Source organism: Micromonospora sp. NPDC023633, from assembly GCF_040640035.1.
Taxonomy (GTDB): domain Bacteria; phylum Actinomycetota; class Actinomycetes; order Mycobacteriales; family Micromonosporaceae; genus Micromonospora.
In genome coordinates, this window is the sequence record NZ_JBFABB010000089.1 from 1 (window position 1) to 19,808 (window position 19,808).

The window sequence follows — 19,808 nt, forward strand, 5'->3', positions numbered from 1 at the left end:
GGGGTCGGGCGGGGCCGGGGCGGCCGGTCGGACCGCGCGGCCACTGTCCAGGCGGCGAGCTGACCCACCCGCTTGGCCGCCTCGGTGAGGCGCTCCTCGGGCAGGTCGCCGGCGACGACCGCGGCGACGATGGCGTCCCGCAGCAGCCGGGCCGACCCCTCGTCGGCGCGCTCCCCGCCCACGCAGATCGCGTCGGCGCCGGCGGCGAGGGCGCGCACCGCCGCGCCCGCGAAGCCGTAGCGGTCGGCGACCGCCCGCATCTCCACCGCGTCGGTGACCACGACGCCGGAGAAGCCCAGTTCGTCGCGGAGCAGCCCGCCCAGGATCCGGCCGCTGAGGGTGGCCGGCAGCTCCGGGTCCAGCGCCGGCACCAGCAGGTGGCCGGTCATCACCGCCTGCACCCCGGCGGCCACGGCGGCCCGGAACGGGGCCAGCTCCACGGCGTCGAGGCGGGCCCGGTCGGCGGTGATCCAGGGCAGGTCGTGGTGCGAGTCGACCTTGGTGTCGCCGTGCCCGGGGAAGTGCTTGGCGCAGGCGGCGACCCCGCCCGCCTGGAGGCCGCGCACCCATGCGGCGGTGTGCCGGGCGACCAGCGCCGGCTCGGCGCCGAAGGCGCGTACGCCGATGACCGGGTTGGCCGCGTTGGAGTTGACGTCGGCGTCGGGGGCGTAGTTGAGGGTGATCCCCAGGGCGGCGAGGTCGGCGCCCAGGTCGTGGGCGACCTCCTCGGTCAGGGCCGGGTCGTCCACCGCGCCGAGGGCGAAGTTGCCGGGCCGGGAGCTGCCCCGGGCGGACTCGATCCGGGTCACGTCGCCGGCCTCCTCGTCGATGGCGACGACGACGTCGGGGCGCTCGGCGCGCAGGGTCGCGGTGAGGGCGGCCACCTGCTCCGGGTCAACCACGTTGCGGGCGAAGAGCACCACGGAGCCGAGGCCCTCGCCGAGCCAGCGGCAGATCCAGGGCGGCGGCGTGGTGCCGACGAACCCCGGCTGCAGGACGGCGGCGGCCAGGGAGGCCAGGCTCCCGCCGGCGGCGCTCACGCCGGCACCCCCGCCCGGTGCGCGGCGGCGCGGGGCGCCACCTCCCGGCGTCCCGTGGTCGGCTCGGTGCGCCCGCTCACGCCGGCCCGCCCGCGTGGTGGCTGATGTGTCGCTCGCTCATGCGGTCGTCGTACCCCCGTCTTCTCCGCGCCCGGCGGCCCGCCACCAGCGGCGGTGCTGACATGGTCACACCGCGCGAAGAAATAGTCAATAAACCTTACAGTTGCCCTCCGGCCCGGCGCTGGGGACAGTTCGGGGATGGATCCCCTGCTGCTGGCCGACGCGACGAGCCCGGCCGACATCCCCGGCGTACGCCTGCTCGGCCTCGTCGTCGGCGGCCTGTTGCTGCTCGCCGCGATCCGCGCGATGTTCCGGCGCTGAGCGCGCCGCGTGCCAGCCGCCCGCGGTTCGACGGCGGCCACCGGGGTACCGCCTGCCTCGTTGACCCGGTGACGACACGGCGAGGGGGAACGATGAGGATCGGCTACTTTCTGTCCACCGAGGAGTACACGCCGGCCGAGCTGCTGGAGCAGGCGCGCGGCGCGGAGCGGGCCGGCTTCGAGGCGCTCTGGATCTCCGACCACTACCACCCGTGGACGGACGCGCAGGGGCAGAGCCCGTTCGTCTGGTCGGTGATCGGCGCGCTCAGCCAGGTCTGCCAGCTCCCGGTCACCACCGCCGTCACCTGCCCGACCGTGCGCATCCACCCGGCCGTCGTGGCGCAGGCGGCGGCCACCAGCGCGGTCATGCACTCCGGTCGGTTCGTGCTCGGGGTGGGCAGTGGCGAGGCGCTCAACGAGCACATCCTCGGCGACGCCTGGCCGCAGACCGACGTCCGGCTGGAGATGCTGGAGGAGGCCGTCGAGGTGATGCGCGAGCTGTGGCGCGGCGGCTTCGTCAACCACCACGGCAAGCACTACACCGTCGAGCACGCGCGGATCTACACGCTGCCGGACACTCCCCCGCCGGTCTACGTCTCGGGCTTCGGCCCCAAGGCCGTCGACCTGGCGGCCCGCATCGGCGACGGCTTCGTCAACACCTCGCCCGACGCCGGGCTGGTCCGGCGGTTCAGGGAGGGCGGCGGCGGTGACAAGCCGTGCCAGGCCGGCTTCAAGGCGGCGTACGCGCCCAGCGAGGAGGAGGGCATGCGGATCGCGTACGAGCGCTGGCCGAACGCCGGGGTGCCGGGCGAGCTGTCCCAGGTGCTGCCCTCCCCGCGGCACTTCGAGCAGGCCGCCGAGCTGGTCCGCCCGGAGATGATGAAGGACGCGTTCGTCTGCGGGCGGGACACCGACGCGCACCTGGCGAAGATCGAGGAGTACGCCAAGGCGGGCTTCGACGAGGTCTACGTGGCCAACACCGGCCCGAACTGGCAGGGCCTGCTCGACCTCTACCAGCGCGAGGTGTTTCCCCGCGTGCGCTGACCGCGCCGGCCCCGGGCGCCCCCGCCGGTGGGGCTGCCCGGGCTCAGCGCGGGCTGGGGCGTGTCCTGTCGATCTTGTAGTGGTTGATCGTTGACGCACACGCCCCATCACGGGCAAGTCGCACATTACTCCCGTGAGCGCCTCACCCTGGCCTGGCCATTGCCGCTTCTGCCGAATTTGTGATCCGGGCACGGAGTGTGCGGGATCTTTATTTCGTCAGCGACCGGCCTGAGTGATGCCGCTGCTGTCGACGGTCGTCATATCGAATACATAGAGACTCGTCGATCAACTTGATCCACCGGGTGCGTGTGGTCGAGAATCGACGCCGTGGAAGACGTGCATTTCTCTCAGGACTGGGTCCCATTGCTGGGCCAACTTGACCGGCACGTGTCTTCCGGGCTGCTTTCGCCGGACACGGCGGCGTTGTCCGATCTGATGAGAATCTATCAGGTGCCGGGAGTCAGCATCGCAGTCGGGCACGTGAGCGGGCGGATGTGGGCGGCGGGCTATGGCGTCACGGGTGGCGAGACCTCGACGCCGGTGACCGCGGGCACCGCGTTTGCAGCCTGTTCGATCAGTAAGCATGTCGCCGCGTTCGGCGCATTGCTACTGGTCCAGGACGGTGTCCTGAATCTGGACACCGGCATCGGTGAGTACCTCTCCTCGTGGCAACTGCTCGACCGCGAGGGTCAGCAACCGAGAGTTACGTTACGACAATTGCTGGCGCACACGGCGGGTCTGTCCGACACCTGGTACCGCGGCTATGCCGCAGATCGCGCCCCGTCGCTGTTACAGGTCCTGGAAGGCAGCGGCTCGACGACCACTCCACCGGTTCGGTCGACCCTGTTGCCGGGTAGCCGTTTCCGATACTCGGGCAGCCACTACTCGGTGCTCCAGCAGCTGATGGTGGACGCGACCGGAACCCCGTTCGAGGAACTCATGCAAACTCTGGTGCTGGAACCGGTCGCCATGACCGACAGCAGCTTTGACAGGCAGTTTCCGCACCAGCGACAGCATCTGGTGGCTCGTGGCCATCACGGGGGCGGCACCGGCGTTCCCGGCGGTTGGCGAGTGCAACCGGAGACGGCCGCAGCTGGACTGTGGAGCACCCCGACCGACCTGCTCCGGCTCGACCTCGAGATCGCCCGGGCGGCCTCGGGAGACTCGAAGCTGCTCGACCGCGGCCTGGCCACCGAGATGTGGACACCGCAGGTTCCTGCCGGCACCTACGGGCTCGGTACTGAGGTCGACGACCGCGCCGGGCGCCGGCGTGTCGGACACACCGGGTTGAACGTTGGCTACACCTGCTTTTCCTACGTGTGGCCCGACAGCGGCACCGCAGTCGCTGCGATGACCAACTCTGAGGATGGATGGGAGCTGCTGGCCAGCATCCGCGCCGCCGCGGACCGTCGGTACGCCAGCAGTATCACAGCCGCGCCGCTTAGTGACGTGACGGGCCGCTATGTCTTACACGACGACTACCCAATCGACATCGCGGTCACCAACGGCCAACTGACCTTCTCCGCCGCTGACCAGCAACCGGTTGTACTACTGGCAGACCCAGACGGTCGCTACCTACACCCAGGGCTCGATCTGGAAGTCCGGTTCCTACAGACCAACGACCAGCCCTACATCCTGGAACTGCGGCAGGAAGGAGTCACGCAGACCGCGACACCCAAGCGACCCGAATAGCCAGGTATCCACCTGTGAGCTTGCAGCGGCCGACGATGTGCTGGCCTCTGTTCGCACCTCGTCGGCCAGTTCGAACAGCCGCAGGCCACGCCCTGTGCGCGGTCGGAGCTTCGGCCTCTCCGGGACTGCCGGTGCCCCGATGAGCCGGGCCGCGATGGAGGAGGCCATCCGCGGCTTCCTCGCCGAGATCGACCCCGCTACCGGCCATCTGGCGGAGTGACGGCGACTGGCGGCCCTCGACGAAGGCGCGGGTGGTGGCCACGACCCAGCCGTCCCTCGGCAACCAGGCGCGCGGGTCGCCGGCGTCACCCGGGCCGCCGGTTTCGCCGCTGATCACGGCGGGTACCTCCGGCCCTCGATGAAACCGTCCACGCACTCGACGACACTGCGCCGCGCGGCCAAGAGCCTCTTCGGCTGGACCGCACTGCGGCCCCACCAGTTGGCCGCCATGCGGGCGGTGATGAAGCGCCGTGACGCCCTGGTGGTGCTGCCCACCGGCGCCGGCAAGTCGGCGATCTACCAGATCCCGGCCAGCCTGATCCCCGGCCCGACCGTGGTGATCTCCCCGCTGCTCGCCCTCCAGCAGGACCAGATCGCGGCGCTCAACGAGCGGCAGCGACCGGAGCTGCGCGCGGTGCGGATCAGCTCGAACGAGTCGGCGGCCCAGCAGGCGGAGGCGATCGCCGAGATCCGCGAGGGGCGGGCCGAGTTCCTCTTCATCACCCCGGAGCAGCTCGCCAACCCCGACCGGATGGCCGAGGTGAAGTCGCTGAAGCCGGCGCTGGTGGCGATCGACGAGGCGCACTGCATCTCCGCCTGGGGGCACGACTTCCGCCCCGACTACCTGGCGCTGGGCCACCTCATCGACGGCATCGGCCGGCCGCCGGTGGTGGCGCTGACCGCCACCGCCTCCCCGCCCGTACGCGACGACATCATCGCCCGGCTGCGGCTGACCGAGCCCGAGGTGGTGGTCTCCGGGCTGGACCGGCCGAACCTGTTCCTCGAGGTGGCGCACTGCCCGACCGAGGACTACCGGTGGCGGCGGCTGATCGCGCTGCTGCGCGACGACACCCGGCCCGGCATCATCTACGTGCCCACCCGGCGCTCCGCCGAGGAGCTGGCGGCCCGGCTCACCGATGCCGGCTTCCCGGCGCAGTACTACCACGGCGGGATGGCGGCCGGGGCCCGCGCCGAACTGCACGAGGCGTTCCTCGCCGACCAGGTGCCGATCATGGTGGCCACCTCCGCCTTCGGCATGGGCATCGACAAGCCGAACATCGCCTGGGTGGTCCACATGGCGCTGCCGGACTCGCCCGACAGCTACTTCCAGGAGATCGGGCGGGCCGGCCGGGCCGGCGCCCCGGCCCGGGTGCTGCTGCTGTGGCAGGCCGAGGACGTCGGGCTCCAGCGCTTCTTCAGCGGCGGCCTGCCGAACGCCGACGAGCTGCGCGACCTGTCCGCGCTGCTGCGCAAGAAGGCACGGTCCAAGAAGGAGCTGCGCGAGGTCACCGGCCTCGGCCCGCGCAAGCTCGGCCAGTACCTCGCCCTGCTGGAGCAGGTGGGAGCGGCCGAGCCGAGGGCGAGGCAGCGCATCGGCGCCCCCCGCTACTCCCCCGCGCCGGTGGACGCCGCCGCGGCGGCCCTGGCGGAGGCCGGGCGGCAGCAGACCGTGACCCGGTCGCGTACGGACATGATGCGGGCCTTCGCCGAGACCACCGCCTGCCGGGGGCAGACGCTGCTGGCCTACTTCGGTGAGCAGATGGCCCAGGTCTGCGGGCACTGCGACAACTGTCACGCCGGCACCAGCACCCCGGACGACGGCGCGGTCGGGCCGTTCCCCGTGCACAGCCAGGTCCGGCACCCGGAGTGGGGTCACGGCCTGGTGCTCAGCTACGAGGAGGACCGGATGACGGTTCTCTTCGACGAGGTGGGGTACAAGACGCTGTCCGTCAGCGTGGTGTCCGAGCAGGGCCTGCTGACCCTCGACTAGCCTGAGCCGGGCACCGCTGGCGGGGCCCGTGGACGACGAGCGACATCAGTGCGGAAAGGGGCGTTGCCGTGATCGAGCAGCCGGCGTACACCGGATTCGGCTTCTCCGACGAGGAGTGGGGGCTGCTGGTCGGCCTGCCGCAGTCGGTGCTGACCGCAGCGAGTGCCGCCGAGTCCGACGGCACCCGGCGCACCATGGCCGAGAACGCGGCCGGGTTGGAGACCATCGCCGCCGGCCGGGAGTCGGCCAGCCCGCTGGTCGCGGCCGTGGCCGGCGAGATCGTCTCGCGGGTGGGCGACCCGGAGGCCGGCGAGGAGATGCCGGTCATCGCGCCGTCCGACCCCGGCGCCTACCTGGAGGACGTGCTGGGTCGGGCCAGGGAGGCGGCGGTGCTGCTGGCCGCCCGGACGGACGAGGGCGAGGCCGGCGCCTACAAGCACTGGCTGGTGGACATCGCCGAGCAGGTGGTGGGCGCCGCCTCCAGCGGCGGCATCCTGGGCCTCGGCGGGGACGTCGTCAGCGACTCGGAGCGGCGCTTCCGCGACCGGCTCTCCCAGGTGCTCAACGACTGACGCGCCGACGACCACGGCGGCACCGGACGAGGTCCGGTGCCGCCGTCGCGCATTCCGGCGAGGGTGATCGGCTGGCGGCCGGTGGTGGCGCGATCGTGGCCGGGTGACGATGGGGCGGCGGGGCCGGCCCGGCCGGTGGCCCTCAGGCCACGCGGCGGCGGAACAGCGCGGCGGCCAGCAGCACCGAGACGGCCAGGATGCCGAGGCACCAGGCCACCGCGAGGGCCGGGGCGGTGCCCGTCGGGGTGCCCAGCAGCAGGGCCCGCAGCGTCTCGATGACGGGCGTGACCGGCTGGTGGTCGGCGAAGCCGCGCAGCCAGCCCGGCATCGTCTCCACCGGCACGAAGGCGCTGCTCGGGTACGGCAGGAACATCACCAGGAAGGTGAAGCCGTTGGCGGCCTCCGGGGTACGGGCCAGCAGGCCGAACGCCGCCGACAGCCACGACACGGCGAGCAGGAAGAGCAGCAGCACCCCGAAGGCGGCCAGCCACCGCAGCGGCGCGACGGCCGGACGGAAGCCGATGGCGACGGCGACGGCCAGCACCAGCACGGTGGAGACGGTGTTGCGGGCGACGCTGGCGGCGACGTGCCCGCCGAGGATCGCGGTGGCGCCGACGTCCATCGTGCGGAACCGCTCGACGACCCCGTTGGTCAGGTCGGTGGTGACGCTGACGGCGGTGCCCGCCGCGCCGAAGCCGGCGCAGAGCAGCAGCACGCCGGGCACCACGTAGGTGACGTACCGGCTGCCGGTGTCGATCGCGCCGCCGAAGAGGTAGACGAAGAGCAGCATCAGGATCACCGGCAGCAGCAGCGAGGTCAGCAGCGCGTCGACGTTGCGCCGGGACAGCCGTACGCAGCGCGCCACCATGACGAGGGCCTCGCCGGCACGGGTCGGCCGCAGGGTCAGCTCAGACACCGGCCGCCTCCCGCCGGACGGTCACCGGGTCGCCGGTGAGGGTGAGGAAGACGTCGTCCAGGGTCGCCTCGCGGACGGTGAACCGGGCGAGCCCCCGCCGGTCGGGGTCGACCTCGTCGAGCAGGTGGCGGACCTCCGGCGCGCCGCCGTCGGTGGCGACCGCCAGCTCCAGCCGGGCCGGGTCTCGGTGCGTGACCCGGTCGCCGAGGCGGTGCGCCGCCGCGGCGAAGCTCTCCGCGTCGCGCAGCGTCAGCTCCAGCCGGTGGGCGCCGAAGCGGCGCTTGAGGTCGCCCGCGCTCCCCTCGGCGGCCAGCCGGCCCCCGTGCAGCACCCCGATCCGGTCGGCGAGCCGGTCGGCCTCCTCGAGGTACTGGGTGGTGAGCAGCACCGTCACCCCGGCACCGGCCAGCTCGGCGACCACCTCCCACAGCCCCTGCCGGCTGCGCGGGTCGAGGCCGGTGGTCGGCTCGTCAAGGAAGATCACGGACGGCTCGCCGACCAGGCTGGCCGCGAGGTCGAGGCGGCGGCGCATCCCGCCGGAGTAGGTCACCACCCGCCGCCCGCCGGCCGCGACCAGGTCGAAGCGCTCCAGCAGGTCCGTGGCGCGCCGTCGGGCGGCGGCCGGGGCCAGCCCGGCCAGCCGGGCCATCATGTGCAGGTTCTCCGCGCCCGTCTGCTGGTCGTCGAGCGCCGCGTGCTGGCCGGCGAGGCTGATCGCCCGCCGGACCCGGCCCCGGTCGCGGACCACGTCGTGGCCGTCCACCCGGGCCACGCCCCCGTCGGGCGCGGTGAGCGTGGCCAGGATCCGGACGGTCGTGGTCTTGCCCGCCCCGTTGGGGCCCAGCAGGGCGTGCACGCTGCCCCGGGCGACCCGCATGGTCAGGCCGTCGAGCACCGCCACCCCGCCGTAGGACTTGCGCAGGTCGACGGTCTCCACCGCCGCGGCTGCTGTCTCCATCACCCGTGACCCTCCGTGTTCTGTGTATGCCATACGCTGTTCTGCGTGCACCATACGCAGAAGCTAGGATGGCGGTCAACACCGCGCACCGGGAGGTGAGGATGAGCGACGCCCACGTCGAGCTGCCGGAGAGCATCGAGCTCGCCTGGGGCCTGCGGGAACGGCCCGGCAGAGGACCCCGGCGCAGCCTCACCATGGAGCAGGTGGTGGCCGCCGGCATCCGGGTGGCCGAGGCCGACGGGCTGCCCGCGGTGTCGATGAGCCGGGTGGCCGGCGAGCTGGGCGTGGCCACCATGTCGCTCTACCGCTACGTCTCCGCCAAGGGCGACCTCTTGGACCTCATGGCCGACGCCGCGTACGGGGACCCGCCCGCGCCTCGCGGCCCGGACGAGGGCTGGCGGCCGGCCCTCGCCCGCTGGGCGCTCGGCAACGTGACGGCGATCCACCGCCACCCCTGGATCCGGCAGGTGCCCATCAGCGGCCCCCCGTTGGGCCCCAACCAGGTGCGCTGGATGGAGCAGGGGCTGGCCGCCCTGCGCGGCACCGGCCTGCGCGCCGCCGAACGGCTGTCGACGATCATGCTGGTCAGCGGGTACGCCCGGAACTGGGCCACGCTCACGGCCGACCTCGACGAGGCGGCGGCGCGCGAGCAGCTCGACCCGGACGACGTCGGCGCGCGGTACTGGCACCAGCTCGCCCGGCTGACCCGGCACGGCCCCTACCCCGCGATCCGGGAACTGCTGGCGGAGAACGTCGACGGCGCGGAGGACGAGGAGTTCGAGGCGGAGTGGCAGTTCGGCCTCGACCGGATCCTCGACGGCGTCGAGGCGCTGATCCGCAGCCGGAGGGCCACGGACTGAGTCGGCCCCGGCCGGCGCGACCGGCGCCACCGACCGGGGCCGGAAGGCGTCCCGGGCGGGCGGAGTGCCCACGGTGGACAATGGCCACCGGACCGGCGCGAGGACGGGGGGAAGCGGATGCTTCGGCGGACCACCGTCGACACCGAGCAGGTGCCGGCGGCCGACCGCTTCGAGATGTGGCTCGACACGGTGGCGCGCGCGGCGGCGCCGCTGCGGATCCACAGCGAGCACGCGCACGACTTCGCCGCCCGGGTGGAGATCGTGGAGCTCGGCCCGATCCGGGTGATCAACTACCGGTACCCGTCGCTGGAGGGCGTCCGGACGCCGAAGCTGGCGCGCGAGTCGGCCCCCGAGATCTACACGCTGGCGCTCACCATCGACGGCGACGGCGCGGCCAGCCAGGCCGGCCGCAGCGCCGTGCTGGGGCCGAAGGAACTCATCTTCTACGACGGGTCGCGGCCGCACGGGGTCCGGCACCTCGGCGACGACGACGGCCGCGAGCCGGCCCGCTCCGTCGTCGCGGTCATCCCGCACGCCGCGCTGCCACTGCCGCCGGACCGGCTGGCGCCCCTGCTCGTCGGCCGGATGTCCGGCACCGAGGGGATCGGCGCGCTGCTGGCCCAGTTCCTCCTCCAGATCGCCCGCCATCCGGAGCAGTACCACGCCGGCGACGCCGCCCGGCTCGGCGCCGTCGGGCTCGACCTGGCGTCCACCATGCTCGGCCGGCACCTGGCGGCCGAGGACGTCGTGCCGACCGAGGTCCGCCGGCGCGCCCTCGTCACCCAGGTGCGGGCGTACATCCAGCGGCATCTCGGGGACGCGACGCTCAGCCCGCAGGTGGTGGCGGACGCGCACCACGTCTCGCTGCGTACCCTGCACCGGCTCTTCGAGGCCGAGGAGTCGACGGTCGCGTCGTACATCCGCGAGCTGCGGCTGGCGCGGTGCCGGCACGACCTCGCCGACCCCGTCCTGCGCGGCCAGCCGGTCCAGGCGATCGGGGCCCGCTGGGGCTTTCCCGACAAGGCGCACTTCAGCCGGGTCTTCCGTAAGGCGCACGGCGTCGGGCCGCAGGCCTGGCGGGCCGGCCAGCCGGAGAAAGCGGCACGGGAAGTCAACCCGGTGGCGTCCACGGTCAACCCGGTCGGGGCAGACTGACGTCCGAGGCAAGCCGATCCCCCTGCCACGGCGCCGTGGGGTCGGACCGCCAACGGGGGCCGTGGCGAGGCGCCCGCCGCCCACGGAGGCGGCGGGCGGCCGCCCGGTGACCACCCGCCCCCGCAGCCCCGCGCCCGGAGCGGACGAGCCGGGACGCCTCAGGCGTCCTCGAGCAGTTCGAGCACGATCCGCTCGGCCTTCTCGCGGGGCGTCGCGGGGTCGACCGGGGCCACCACGCCGTCGTGGAAGAGGTCGACCACGCGCGGGTCGACGTAGGACGTGCGCGCCACGGTGGCGGTGTTGCCGAGCAGCTCCGCGACGTCGCGCATCACCGCCGCGACCGCCCTCCTGCGGGCGGTGGTCGAGCGCGGCGTGCCCACCGTCGCCAGTTCGGTCGCCGCCAGCACCGTGGCGTGCCAGGTGCGGAAGTCCTTCGCCGTCATCTCCCCGCCGCTGGCGTCCCGCAGGTACTCGTTGACCTCGTCGCTGCGCACGTCGCGCCAGTCCCCGCCGTCCCGGTAGCCGAACAGCCGGTCGGCCGTGCGCCGGCGGCGGCGCAGGTTGACCAGCACCCGGCACAGCTCCGGGTCCTCGATGCGGCGCACCTGCTCGATGCCGCCCTTCGCGGGGAACTCGAACACCACGCAGCCGCCCCGGGACCGGGCGTGCTCGGGGCGCAGGGTGGACACCCCGAACGTGGGGTCGTCGCCGGCCGCGTACTGGTCGCTGCCGACCCGGAACATCCCCATGTCGAGCAGCCGGGTCACCGTCGCCAGCACCCGGTCGCGGTACAGCCCCCGGCCGGACAGGTCCCGCCCGACGCGCTCGCGCAGCACCGGCAGCCGCCGGGCCACCTCCAGCACGTGGTCGAACTTGGCCTCGTCGCGCTTCTCGCGCCACTTCGGGTGGTAGAGGTACTGCTTGCGCCCGGCCGCGTCGATGCCGGTGGCCTGGATGTGCCCGTTCGGGTACGGACAGATCCACACGTCGCGCCAGGCCGGCGGGATCACCAGCTCCCGCAGCCGGCCCAGCTGGTCGGGGTCGCGGACCGGCTGCCCCGAGGGGTCGAGGAAGAGCCAGCCCCGACCGCGCCGGCGTCGCCCGTACCCCGGCCTGCCCGGATCACTACGCCGCAACCGCACCGGAGACCCGCCCCGCCCGTTCCACCTCGGCCACGGCGGCCACCACCTCGTCGACCCCGATGGCCGCCAACGTCGGGTGGCTTCCTACCCCGTCCCACCTGGGCCAATCCCCGGTGCCCGCCCACAGCGCGCGGTGCCGGGGCCGGCCCGGCGGCGGCCCCCACTGCGCCGGGGAGACCGGGCCGAAGAGCACCACCGACGGGGTGCGGTAGCCGGTCGCCAGGTGCGCCACGCCCGTGTCCCCACTGACCACCAGCCGGGCGTACGCCACCAGCGCCGCCAGCGCGCCCAGGTCCGTCCGGCCGGCCAGCACCGCGTCGGCGGGCAGCCCCGCGTCGTCCGCGATCCGCTGCGCCGTCGTCCGCTCCTCGGGGCTGCCGCTCAGCACCACCCGGTGCCCCCGGGCGGCCAGTTCCCGGGCCAGCGCGGCGAACCGTCCGGGCGGCCACCGCTTCGCCGGGACCTTGGAGCCCGGGTGCAGCACGGTCACGCCGCTCGGCACGCCGCCGGGGGCCGGGCGCCGCAGGTCCAGGTCGGTGCGGTCGACGGGGACGTCGTACCAGTCGAGGAGCCGGCACCAGCGGTCGACCTCGTGTTCGTCGGCGCGCCAGCCGGGGCCGTCGTGGTGACCGGCCTCCGGGCTGGCGTAGGCGAGCAGCCGGCCGGGGCGGGTGCCGGCGAGCATCAGGTGGGACTCGGGGCCACGCCCGTGCAGGTTGACCGCAAGGTGCGGCGTCCGCAGGGCCGGGTCGGGACGACCGAGCCCGTCCGTGGGCACCAGCCGGTCGACGCCGCCGACCAGGTCGACCAGCGGAGCCAGCCAGCCCGGTGCGGCGAGGACGAGCTCCCGGTCGGGGTGGGCGGCGCGCAGGGCGCGCAGGGCCGGGGTGGCGGTGGCGAGGTCGCCGACGCCGAGGGCGCGCAGGGCGAGGATCACGGGTAGGAGGTCTCCCGGTCGGCGCAGACCACCATCTCGCGGACGGCGCAGCCGGCGGGCTGGGACAGCGCGAACATGACGGCGGCGGCGGTGTCGACGGGGTCGTTGAGGACGGCGTCGGCGCCGGGCTTGTACGCGGCGTCGCGGTCGTCGAAGAAGGCCGTGCGCATGCCGCCGGGCACGAGGAGGGTGACGCCGACCCTGCCGGCGAGTTCGGCGGCGAGGGCCCGGGTGAAGCCGACGACCCCGAACTTCGCGGCGCAGTACGCGGTCGCGTCGGCGACGGCCTTGACCCCCAGCGTGGAGGCGACGGTGACGATGCTCCCCCGGGAGGTCTCCAGGAAGGGCAGGGCGGCCCGCACCACGGCCGCCGTGGCGAGCAGGTCCACGGCCACGATCCGGTCCCAGGTCTCGCCGGGCACGTCCGCCAGCTTCCCCGGCACGTCCATCCCCGCCGCCGTGACCACCGCGTCCAGCCCGCCCGACCGCTCGGCGAGCTGCCGGGTGGCGGCCTCGGCGGCGCGGGTGTCGGCCAGGTCGCACTCCACCCACGGCACCCCGTCGGCGGGCGCCTGCCGGTCCAGCACCAGCGGCCGTCCGCCGGCCCGGGCCACGGCCGCGACCACGGCGGCGCCCAGGCCGCTCGATCCGCCGGTGACCAGCACGGTCCGCCCCACGCCTGGCGCACCGCCGCTCATCGGGTGCCCTCCGCCCTGCTCCGCCGGCCGAGGACGGGCCGGCCGGCCCGCGTCCGTTCGTGCTCGCCGCCGGGCCGTGTCGACGAGCCGCCGGGGGCGGGGCCGGGTGGCGGCGCACAGGCCGGCGGCACGGTGTCGGTGAGCGGCGGCCCGCCGAGCGGACGGGCCGCGCCGGCGGTGCCGGTCGACCGGGCGGCGGCGATCAGCCCGGTGGTGGAGCGGCCGTCCAGGTACGGCACCACGACGGCGTTGCCGCCCCACCGGCGCAGCACCTCCGCTTCGGGCAGGGCGGGCTCGCCGCCGTCGCCGGCGTAGTCGCCGCCCTTCACCCAGATGTCCGGCCGCAGCCACGACAACGCCGCGTGCGGGGTGGCCTCGTCGAAGATCATGACCGCGTCGACGCAGCTCAGCGCCGCGAGCAGCCGGGCCCGGTCGCCCTGCGGGGTCACCGGCCGGTCCGGACCCTTCAGCCCCGACACGCTCGCGTCGGAGTTGAGGCAGACCACCAGGCAGTCGCCGAGCTGCCGGGCGGCCTGCAACGTCGCCACGTGACCGGCGTGCAGCAGGTCGAAGCAGCCGCCGGTGGCCACCACCGTCCCGCCGGACGCGCGTACCGCCGACACCACGCCGGCCGCGGCGGCCACCCCGACGCGCTCGCCGCCGGGGCTGGAGACCGCCGGCGGCAGCGGACGCGCCGGGCGCGGCAGCGCCGTCGCCACTCCCCCGCCGGCCACGTACGCCGACGCCTCGGCGACCGCCTCCTGCACCGCCTCGGAGACCAGGGCCCCCCGCGCCAGGGCGAGGCTGGCGGTGGCCGCGAACCGGTCACCGGCGCCGCAGGTGTCCCCCTCGGCGGTGGCCGGGGCGGGCACCACCATCGGGGTCGCGCCGGCGTGGCAGAGCAGCGCCCCGTCCCCGCCCAGGGTCACCGCGACCGCGCCCGCGCGCCAGCGCTGGCGCAGCCCCTGCGCGCCCCGGGACGCCGTCGCCAGCCGGGTCGCCCCCGGCGGGACCGTGACCAGCTCCCGCACCTCGGACTCGTTGGGGGTCACGAGGTGCACCCCCGGCACGGCCGCCGGTCCCCGCGGGTGTGGATCCCAGACCACCGGCGCCCGGGTGGCGGCGAGGGCCGCCCGCAGCGCGGGCTGCCGGGCGACGCCCCGCCCGTAGTCGCTGACCAGCACGGCGGAGGCGCGGGCGATCACCCGCAGCACCGCCTCGGACGGTTCCCCCGGCGTGCCGGCCGCCCCGCCGCGGTCGTGGCGCAGCAGCACCCGGCCCCGGGCGCGCAGCCGGACCTTCTCCGGCGTGCCGCCGTGCAGCCCGAGGGGATACACCTGCACGCCGGCGTCGGTGAGCAGCGAGCTGAGCCGGGCGCCCCCCGCGTCGTCCGCCAACGCGGTCACCAGCACCACGTCGGCGCCCTGCGCGGCGGCGAAGACCGCGGCCAGCCCGGCGCCGCCGGGCCGGTCGACGTGCGCGGTCTCGTCCAGCACCGGCACCGGCGAGTCCGGGCAGAGCCGGTTCACCACGCCCTCGACGTCCCGGTCCAGCAGAGTGTCACCAACCACCACGACGGGTCCCCTCACGCTTCCCCCCTCATCACGCCTGGACCTGCTGACCTGCACCGCCGTCGAGCACCACCTCTACCCCGGTCCTTACGGGCGCGGCGGACGCCACCGGCAGCGCCCGCTCGACGTACTCGCAGAGGAGGTGGCTGGTCACGAGGTGGAGTTCCTGGACGACCTGGCTGTCGGGCGAGCCGACGGCGAGGACGTCGTGGCACAGCTCCGCCAGGGGGTTGGGGGCGGGTCCGGTCAGGGCCCAGCAGGTGAGCCCGCTGTCGCGGCCGGCCCGGGCCGCGGCGAGCAGGTTGGCGCTGGTGCCGCTGGTCGACAGCAGCAGCAGGACGTCGCCGTCGCGGCCGTGGGCGCGCACCTGGCGGGCGAAGACCTCGTCGTAGCCGTAGTCGTTGCCGATGGCGGTCATCGCGGAGGTCTCCGCGTGCAGCGCGATGGCGGACAGGGGCTGGCGGTCGTCGCGCAGCTTCCCGACGAGTTCGGCGGTGAGGTGCTGGGCCTCGGCGGCGCTGCCGCCGTTGCCGGCCACCAGCAGCCGGCCGCCGTCGACCAGCCGACGCGCCAGGGCCTCCCCCCACCGGGCCAGCAGCGGCTCGTGCCGCCGGAAGGGCACCAGCGCCGCCGCCAGGTTCGTCAGGTGCGCGTCCAGCGGCGTCGTCGCCGCCATCAGGCCACCACCCGGGTGGGCCGGCGGACCGCCGCCACGTCGCCGTAGACCTCCACCAGCCGCTCCGCGGTCGCCGCCCAGGAGTACCGCCGCCGGGCCCGCTCCCGCGCCGCCGTCGCGTACGCGAAACGGCGGATCCGGTCGTCGAGCAGCCGCTGGATCGCGGCGCCCAGCGCACGCGGGTCCCGGGCCGGCACCAGGTCGCCGGTGACGCCCTCGACCACGGTGTCCTTGATCCCGCCGACGGCGGTGCCCACCACGGGCACGCCGCACGCCATCGCCTCCAGCGGGGTGAGCCCGAACGGCTCGTACCAGGGGGCGGCCACCAGGACGTCCGCCGAGCGGTACCAGCGGCCCATCTCCTCACGGGGCACCGCCCCGACCAGCTTCACCCGGTCGGCCACCCCGCAGCTGACCGCGAGGGCGCGCAGCCGGCGGGCGTACGGGTCGGTCTCCAGCAGGCCGGCGGGCGGGCCGCCGACCACCACGCACTCGGCCCCGGGCACGTACGCCATCGCCCGCACGACGGTCTGGAAGCCCTTGCGCTCGACCAGCCGGCCGACGGTCAGGATCCGCGGCCGGTCGTCCTCCCGCTCGGCGGTCGGGCCCAGCGGGGCGAACGTGCCGAGGTTGACCCCGGACGGCACGACCGTCATCCGGGACCGGGGCACGCCCATCCGGACCAGCTCGCCGACCTCGTCCCGGCACTGGGCGACGACCCGGTCGACGGACCGGCCCAGCTCCCGCTCGTAGCCGATCCGGCGGGCCGGGCTGGTGTCCTGCACGCCCTGGTGCCGCCGCTTGACCACGCCCAGGGCGTGGTACGTCTGCACGACCGGCACCCCGGTCTGCCGGCTGGCGGCCAGCGCGGCGAGGCCGCTCATCCAGAAGTGCGCGTGGATCACCTCGGGCATCCAGTCGCCGCCCCGCCACCGGTCGACCAGCCAGCGGCTGAACTCCCTCATGTGCGGCAGCAGGGCGTCCTTGGCGACCGGCTCGGCCGGCCCCGCCGGGACGTGCACCACGTCGTAGCCGTCCGGGCTGCGTACCGTGACCGGCAGGTCCACCGCGTCGCGGCGCGTGTAGACCCGCACGTCGTGTCCGGCGGCCGCGAGGGCGGCGGAGAGCTCGGCGACATGCGTGTTCTGACCGCCGGCGTCCTCGCCGCCCAGGATGGCGAGCGGGCTGGCGTGCTCCGAGATCATCGCGATGCGCATACTTCCTCCTCCAGCAGCCGGTCCCAGTCGGCGAGGAAACGGTCGAGGCCGTAGCGGTCCCGGGCGGCGACGCGGGCCTGCGCCCCCGCCCGGCGTGCCTCCGCCGGCTCGTCGATGAACCGGCGGGCGGCGTCGAGCAGGGTGTCGAGCCGGGTGGACAGCGCGCCCGCCCCGGGTGGCACCGCCATCGCCGCCTCGGTGGCGGCCAGCGCGACCACCGGCATCCCGATGGACATCGCCTCGATCAGGCTCAGCCCCAGCGAGGTCCACCGGCACAGGTGCAGGTACGCCCGCCGCCGCCCCAACTCGGCGTGCATCCGGTGCTGGGGGACGTCGTCGTGGCTGGTCAGCCGGGCGGCCGGCAGGCCCAGGTGCTCGGCCAGCCCGGCCACCTTCATGCCGAAGACGTCCAGCGGGGCGATCTCGGCGAAGCGGGGCAGCAGGTCGGTGCCGGTGACCCGCCAGCGGCGTACCGGCTCGTTGATCACCACGGCGAGCCGGTCGAGTTCGCCCGTGTACTCCACGGCGGGAGCGACGATGCCGTGGTCGACCACCGTCGTGCGGGTGGCGCCGGTGTCCCAGAACAGCTCGTTGAACCCGGTGACGTGGGCGACGAGCAGGTCGTCGCGGTCGGCCATGGGGTGCCGGCTGTGCGGGACGTCGCCGTCCTTGGGCGTGTTGTGCTCGACGTAGACGGCGGGGACGTCGCGGCCGGGCCGGCGGCCCAGCCACTGCTCGGCGAGGTCGATCTCCTCGGGCCGTTGCAGGACGACCAGGTCGACGTCGGCGGTGCGCAACTGCTCGGGGGTCACCTCGACGGCCGTGTCGGGCCACGGGTAGGTGCGGGCGCGGCCGAGGCCGTAGGGGCCCCGGTCCGGGGTGACGGGCACCAGGTACCGGTGCCTGCCGTGCACGAACGACGTGGTCCAGGAGCCGTGCACGTGCCACAGGAGCAGGTTCATCAGCCGCTCCCGCCGGTGCTCGCCCCCGCCGGCACGCCGCTCCCCCGGCCGGCGACGGGCGGCGCCGGCCGGACCGGAGGGGCCACCCCGAGCAGCCGCAGCCCGTCGAGGACCTGCCCGGGTTCGACGCCGGCGAGGCAGGGGTGTCCGGGCACCGGGCAGCGCGCGGCCCGGGTGTCCCGGCACGGAGCCTCCGCGTCGCCGAGCCGCACCGTGGGCACCCGCCACGGCCCCCACTGCCCGAACGGGACCGTGGGGGCGAACAGGCTGACCACCGGCACCCCGTGGGCGGCGGCGAGGTGGGCGGGGCCGGTGTTGCCGACCACGACCGCGCCGGCGCCGGCGACCGTCGCGGCCAGCCCGACGAGGGAGGTCCGCCCGCCCAGGTCGACGGCGACGTCGCCGGCCACCCGCGCGGTCAGCTCCCGCTCGTCGGGGCCGCCGGTCACCACCACCCGGTGGCCGGCGGCCGTCAGGGCGCGGGCGATCCGCGCGGCAAGTTCCGGCGGGCAGCCCCGGGCCTGCGCCGCCGAGCCGGGGTGCAGCACCACGTAGCCCGGCGCGCCGACCTCCGGCGGCGGCGCCGGCACCGGGCGCAGGCGCAGGGCGGGTCCGTCGTGGTCGGCGAGGGCGAAGCCGGCGGCGGCGGCGAGCGAGAGCGCGCGTTCCGGTTCGGGTACGCCGGCCGGCACGCGGTGCCGGACGTCGAGCAGGCTGCCCGGATAGTCGTCGCTGATGGCGCTGACGCGGCGGACCCCGGCCAGGCGCAGCAGCAGAGCCAGGGGCAGGGGCGACTGGTGGAAGCTGGTGAAGACGACCGCCTCGTCGACGCCCACGGCGGCGAGCCGGTCGACGAGCCCACGCATGTCGGCGGGCTCGACCGGGTCGGGCGCGGGGTCGATCCAGGGCAGCCGGTGCTCGACGATCTCGTCGACGCCGGGCAGGAGTTCCGCCGCGGCGCGTCCCCGGGGCCCGCAGAGCAGCACCACCCGCTCGGCGCCGGCGGCGACGGCGCGGATGGCGGGCCCGGTGACGAGCACGTCCCCCGCCGAGTCGGCGCGCACCACCAGCACCGTCCCCACCCGCCGCCCACCGGTGCCCTGCACGGTCCGCCGTCCGGCGGCGGTGTCGGCGAGCCGGCTGCCGTCGTCGCCGCTCCGCTGGCCGGACCCGCTGCCGGTCGGCCGGGCGGGGCGGCTGTCGGCGGGCCGGTAGGTCGATGGGTCGACCGCCGCCTGGCGGCGCAGGATCTCCGCCACCGCCGCCGGGAGGTCGGGGGCGAGCTGCGGCGCGGCGGCCACCTCCTGCGGGCGGGTCACCGGCGTGGGCACCAGGATCCCCGAGGCGCCCGCGGCCGACGCCGCGTTCATGTCCCGGCCGATGTCCCCGACCAGCACGCACCGCGACGGCACGGTCCCGAGTTCCCGCGCCGCCGCGTACACCAGGCCCGGCGCCGGCTTGCGGCACCCGCATCCGTCGCCGTCGTCGTGCGGACAGACCAGCCAGGCGTCGAACGGCCCCAGCAGCTGCTCGACCCGGGCGTGCACCGCCCGCATCTGCGCCGCGGTGAACAACCCCCGGGCCAGGCCGGACTGGTTCGTCACCACCGCCAGTCGCAGGCCCGCCGCCCGCAACCGGTCCAGGGCGGCCCGTGCCCCCGGCACCGGCCGCACCTTGTCGGGATCGCCGTTGTACGGCACGTCCTCGATCAGCGTGCCGTCCCGGTCCAGCAGCACCGCGTCGAACAGGACGGGCCCGGACGCGCCCTTGACAGCGCCGGCAAAAACCCGGGCTGACCTGCGCTGATCCGGCTCCACCTGGTCCTGTCGCACAGCCGGCGGGTTCCCGGCGCCCCGGCGAGTAAACGTCTTCTTGAAAGCGCTGGCCACGCCGCACGCCGGCGGCGTCGACACGCCGGCCCGCAGGTGCCGTTACCCGTCGCCCGGGAGAAGCTAACCATTGTGGGGCTCACCCCCGCGGAGGTCGACGCTCCCGGCA

At 75.1% G+C, this 19,808-nt stretch carries 18 protein-coding genes and 1 pseudogene; 8 read left to right on the plus strand and 11 right to left on the minus strand.

The window, feature by feature from the left end; all coding sequences use genetic code 11:
- Positions 1-1,040: glycoside hydrolase family 3 N-terminal domain-containing protein (locus tag AB0G13_RS24255; protein ID WP_357878260.1), on the minus strand; the 1,040-nt coding region annotated here is incomplete at its 3' end.
- Between the two features lie 258 nt (positions 1,041-1,298).
- Here AB0G13_RS24255 and AB0G13_RS24260 point away from each other — a divergent pair.
- From AB0G13_RS24260 to AB0G13_RS24285, 6 genes are all read left to right on the plus strand, one after another.
- A complete protein-coding gene (locus AB0G13_RS24260; protein WP_255474757.1) occupies positions 1,299-1,421 on the plus strand; it encodes a hypothetical protein in 123 nt (40 codons plus the stop codon).
- Positions 1,422-1,513: 92 nt separating this feature from the next.
- Entirely contained in the window at positions 1,514-2,464 is a 951-nt protein-coding gene (locus AB0G13_RS24265) for a TIGR03557 family F420-dependent LLM class oxidoreductase (protein ID WP_357878263.1), read from the plus strand.
- A 327-nt stretch (positions 2,465-2,791) separates the two neighbouring features.
- Positions 2,792-4,156: a serine hydrolase domain-containing protein gene (locus AB0G13_RS24270; protein WP_357878266.1), complete on the plus strand. Its 1,365-nt coding sequence runs from the start codon at positions 2,792-2,794 to the stop codon at positions 4,154-4,156.
- A gap of 94 nt (positions 4,157-4,250) precedes the next feature.
- Complete coding sequence (locus AB0G13_RS24275) at positions 4,251-4,376, plus strand: hypothetical protein (RefSeq protein WP_357878269.1); 126 nt, start codon at positions 4,251-4,253, stop codon at positions 4,374-4,376.
- Between the two features lie 138 nt (positions 4,377-4,514).
- Positions 4,515-6,146, plus strand: a complete 1,632-nt coding sequence (locus AB0G13_RS24280; protein WP_357878271.1) for a RecQ family ATP-dependent DNA helicase — start codon at positions 4,515-4,517, stop codon at positions 6,144-6,146.
- A gap of 68 nt (positions 6,147-6,214) precedes the next feature.
- Positions 6,215-6,718: a hypothetical protein gene (locus AB0G13_RS24285; RefSeq protein ID WP_357878273.1), complete on the plus strand. Its 504-nt coding sequence runs from the start codon at positions 6,215-6,217 to the stop codon at positions 6,716-6,718.
- Between the two features lie 142 nt (positions 6,719-6,860).
- Here AB0G13_RS24285 and AB0G13_RS24290 read toward each other — a convergent pair whose 3' ends face one another.
- Complete coding sequence (locus AB0G13_RS24290) at positions 6,861-7,634, minus strand: ABC transporter permease (protein WP_357878276.1); 774 nt, start codon at positions 7,632-7,634, stop codon at positions 6,861-6,863.
- Positions 7,627-8,592, minus strand: a complete 966-nt coding sequence (locus AB0G13_RS24295) for an ATP-binding cassette domain-containing protein (protein WP_357878279.1) — start codon at positions 8,590-8,592, stop codon at positions 7,627-7,629. Before AB0G13_RS24295 ends, AB0G13_RS24290 begins: the two co-directional genes overlap by 8 nt.
- 101 nt (positions 8,593-8,693) lie before the next feature.
- Here AB0G13_RS24295 and AB0G13_RS24300 point away from each other — a divergent pair, with 101 nt between their 5' ends.
- Together AB0G13_RS24300 and AB0G13_RS24305 are read left to right on the plus strand one after the other, a co-directional pair.
- On the plus strand, positions 8,694-9,452 hold the full coding sequence (locus AB0G13_RS24300) for a TetR/AcrR family transcriptional regulator C-terminal domain-containing protein (protein WP_357878282.1): 759 nt from the start codon (positions 8,694-8,696) through the stop codon (positions 9,450-9,452).
- Between the two features lie 117 nt (positions 9,453-9,569).
- Positions 9,570-10,607, plus strand: a complete 1,038-nt coding sequence (locus tag AB0G13_RS24305; protein ID WP_357878285.1) for a helix-turn-helix domain-containing protein — start codon at positions 9,570-9,572, stop codon at positions 10,605-10,607.
- Positions 10,608-10,765: 158 nt separating this feature from the next.
- Here AB0G13_RS24305 and AB0G13_RS24310 read toward each other — a convergent pair whose 3' ends face one another.
- The 8 genes and pseudogenes from AB0G13_RS24310 to AB0G13_RS24345 form a co-directional block, all read right to left on the minus strand.
- Positions 10,766-11,749: a DNA topoisomerase IB gene (locus AB0G13_RS24310; RefSeq protein ID WP_357878288.1), complete on the minus strand. Its 984-nt coding sequence runs from the start codon at positions 11,747-11,749 to the stop codon at positions 10,766-10,768.
- Positions 11,733-12,686 carry a glycosyltransferase family 9 protein gene (locus AB0G13_RS24315; RefSeq protein ID WP_357878291.1) on the minus strand — a complete coding sequence of 318 codons (954 nt, stop codon included), beginning with the start codon at positions 12,684-12,686 and terminating at the stop codon, positions 11,733-11,735. The genes AB0G13_RS24310 and AB0G13_RS24315 overlap by 17 nt, the downstream gene beginning before the upstream one ends.
- Complete coding sequence (locus AB0G13_RS24320) at positions 12,683-13,384, minus strand: SDR family oxidoreductase (protein WP_357878294.1); 702 nt, start codon at positions 13,382-13,384, stop codon at positions 12,683-12,685. The genes AB0G13_RS24315 and AB0G13_RS24320 overlap by 4 nt, the downstream gene beginning before the upstream one ends.
- A gap of 191 nt (positions 13,385-13,575) precedes the next feature.
- Positions 13,576-14,973: pseudogene (locus AB0G13_RS24325) on the minus strand (PfkB family carbohydrate kinase); the annotation flags it as partial.
- Between the two features lie 13 nt (positions 14,974-14,986).
- Complete coding sequence (locus AB0G13_RS24330) at positions 14,987-15,634, minus strand: SIS domain-containing protein (RefSeq protein ID WP_357878330.1); 648 nt, start codon at positions 15,632-15,634, stop codon at positions 14,987-14,989.
- Entirely contained in the window at positions 15,631-16,848 is a 1,218-nt protein-coding gene (locus AB0G13_RS24335) for a glycosyltransferase (protein ID WP_357878297.1), read from the minus strand. Before AB0G13_RS24335 ends, AB0G13_RS24330 begins: the two co-directional genes overlap by 4 nt.
- Positions 16,833-17,810: a glycosyltransferase gene (locus AB0G13_RS24340; protein WP_357878300.1), complete on the minus strand. Its 978-nt coding sequence runs from the start codon at positions 17,808-17,810 to the stop codon at positions 16,833-16,835. The genes AB0G13_RS24335 and AB0G13_RS24340 overlap by 16 nt, the downstream gene beginning before the upstream one ends.
- Positions 17,810-19,546: an HAD-IIIA family hydrolase gene (locus AB0G13_RS24345; protein ID WP_357878333.1), complete on the minus strand. Its 1,737-nt coding sequence runs from the start codon at positions 19,544-19,546 to the stop codon at positions 17,810-17,812. The genes AB0G13_RS24340 and AB0G13_RS24345 overlap by 1 nt, the downstream gene beginning before the upstream one ends.
- Positions 19,547-19,808: the final 262 nt, after the last annotated feature.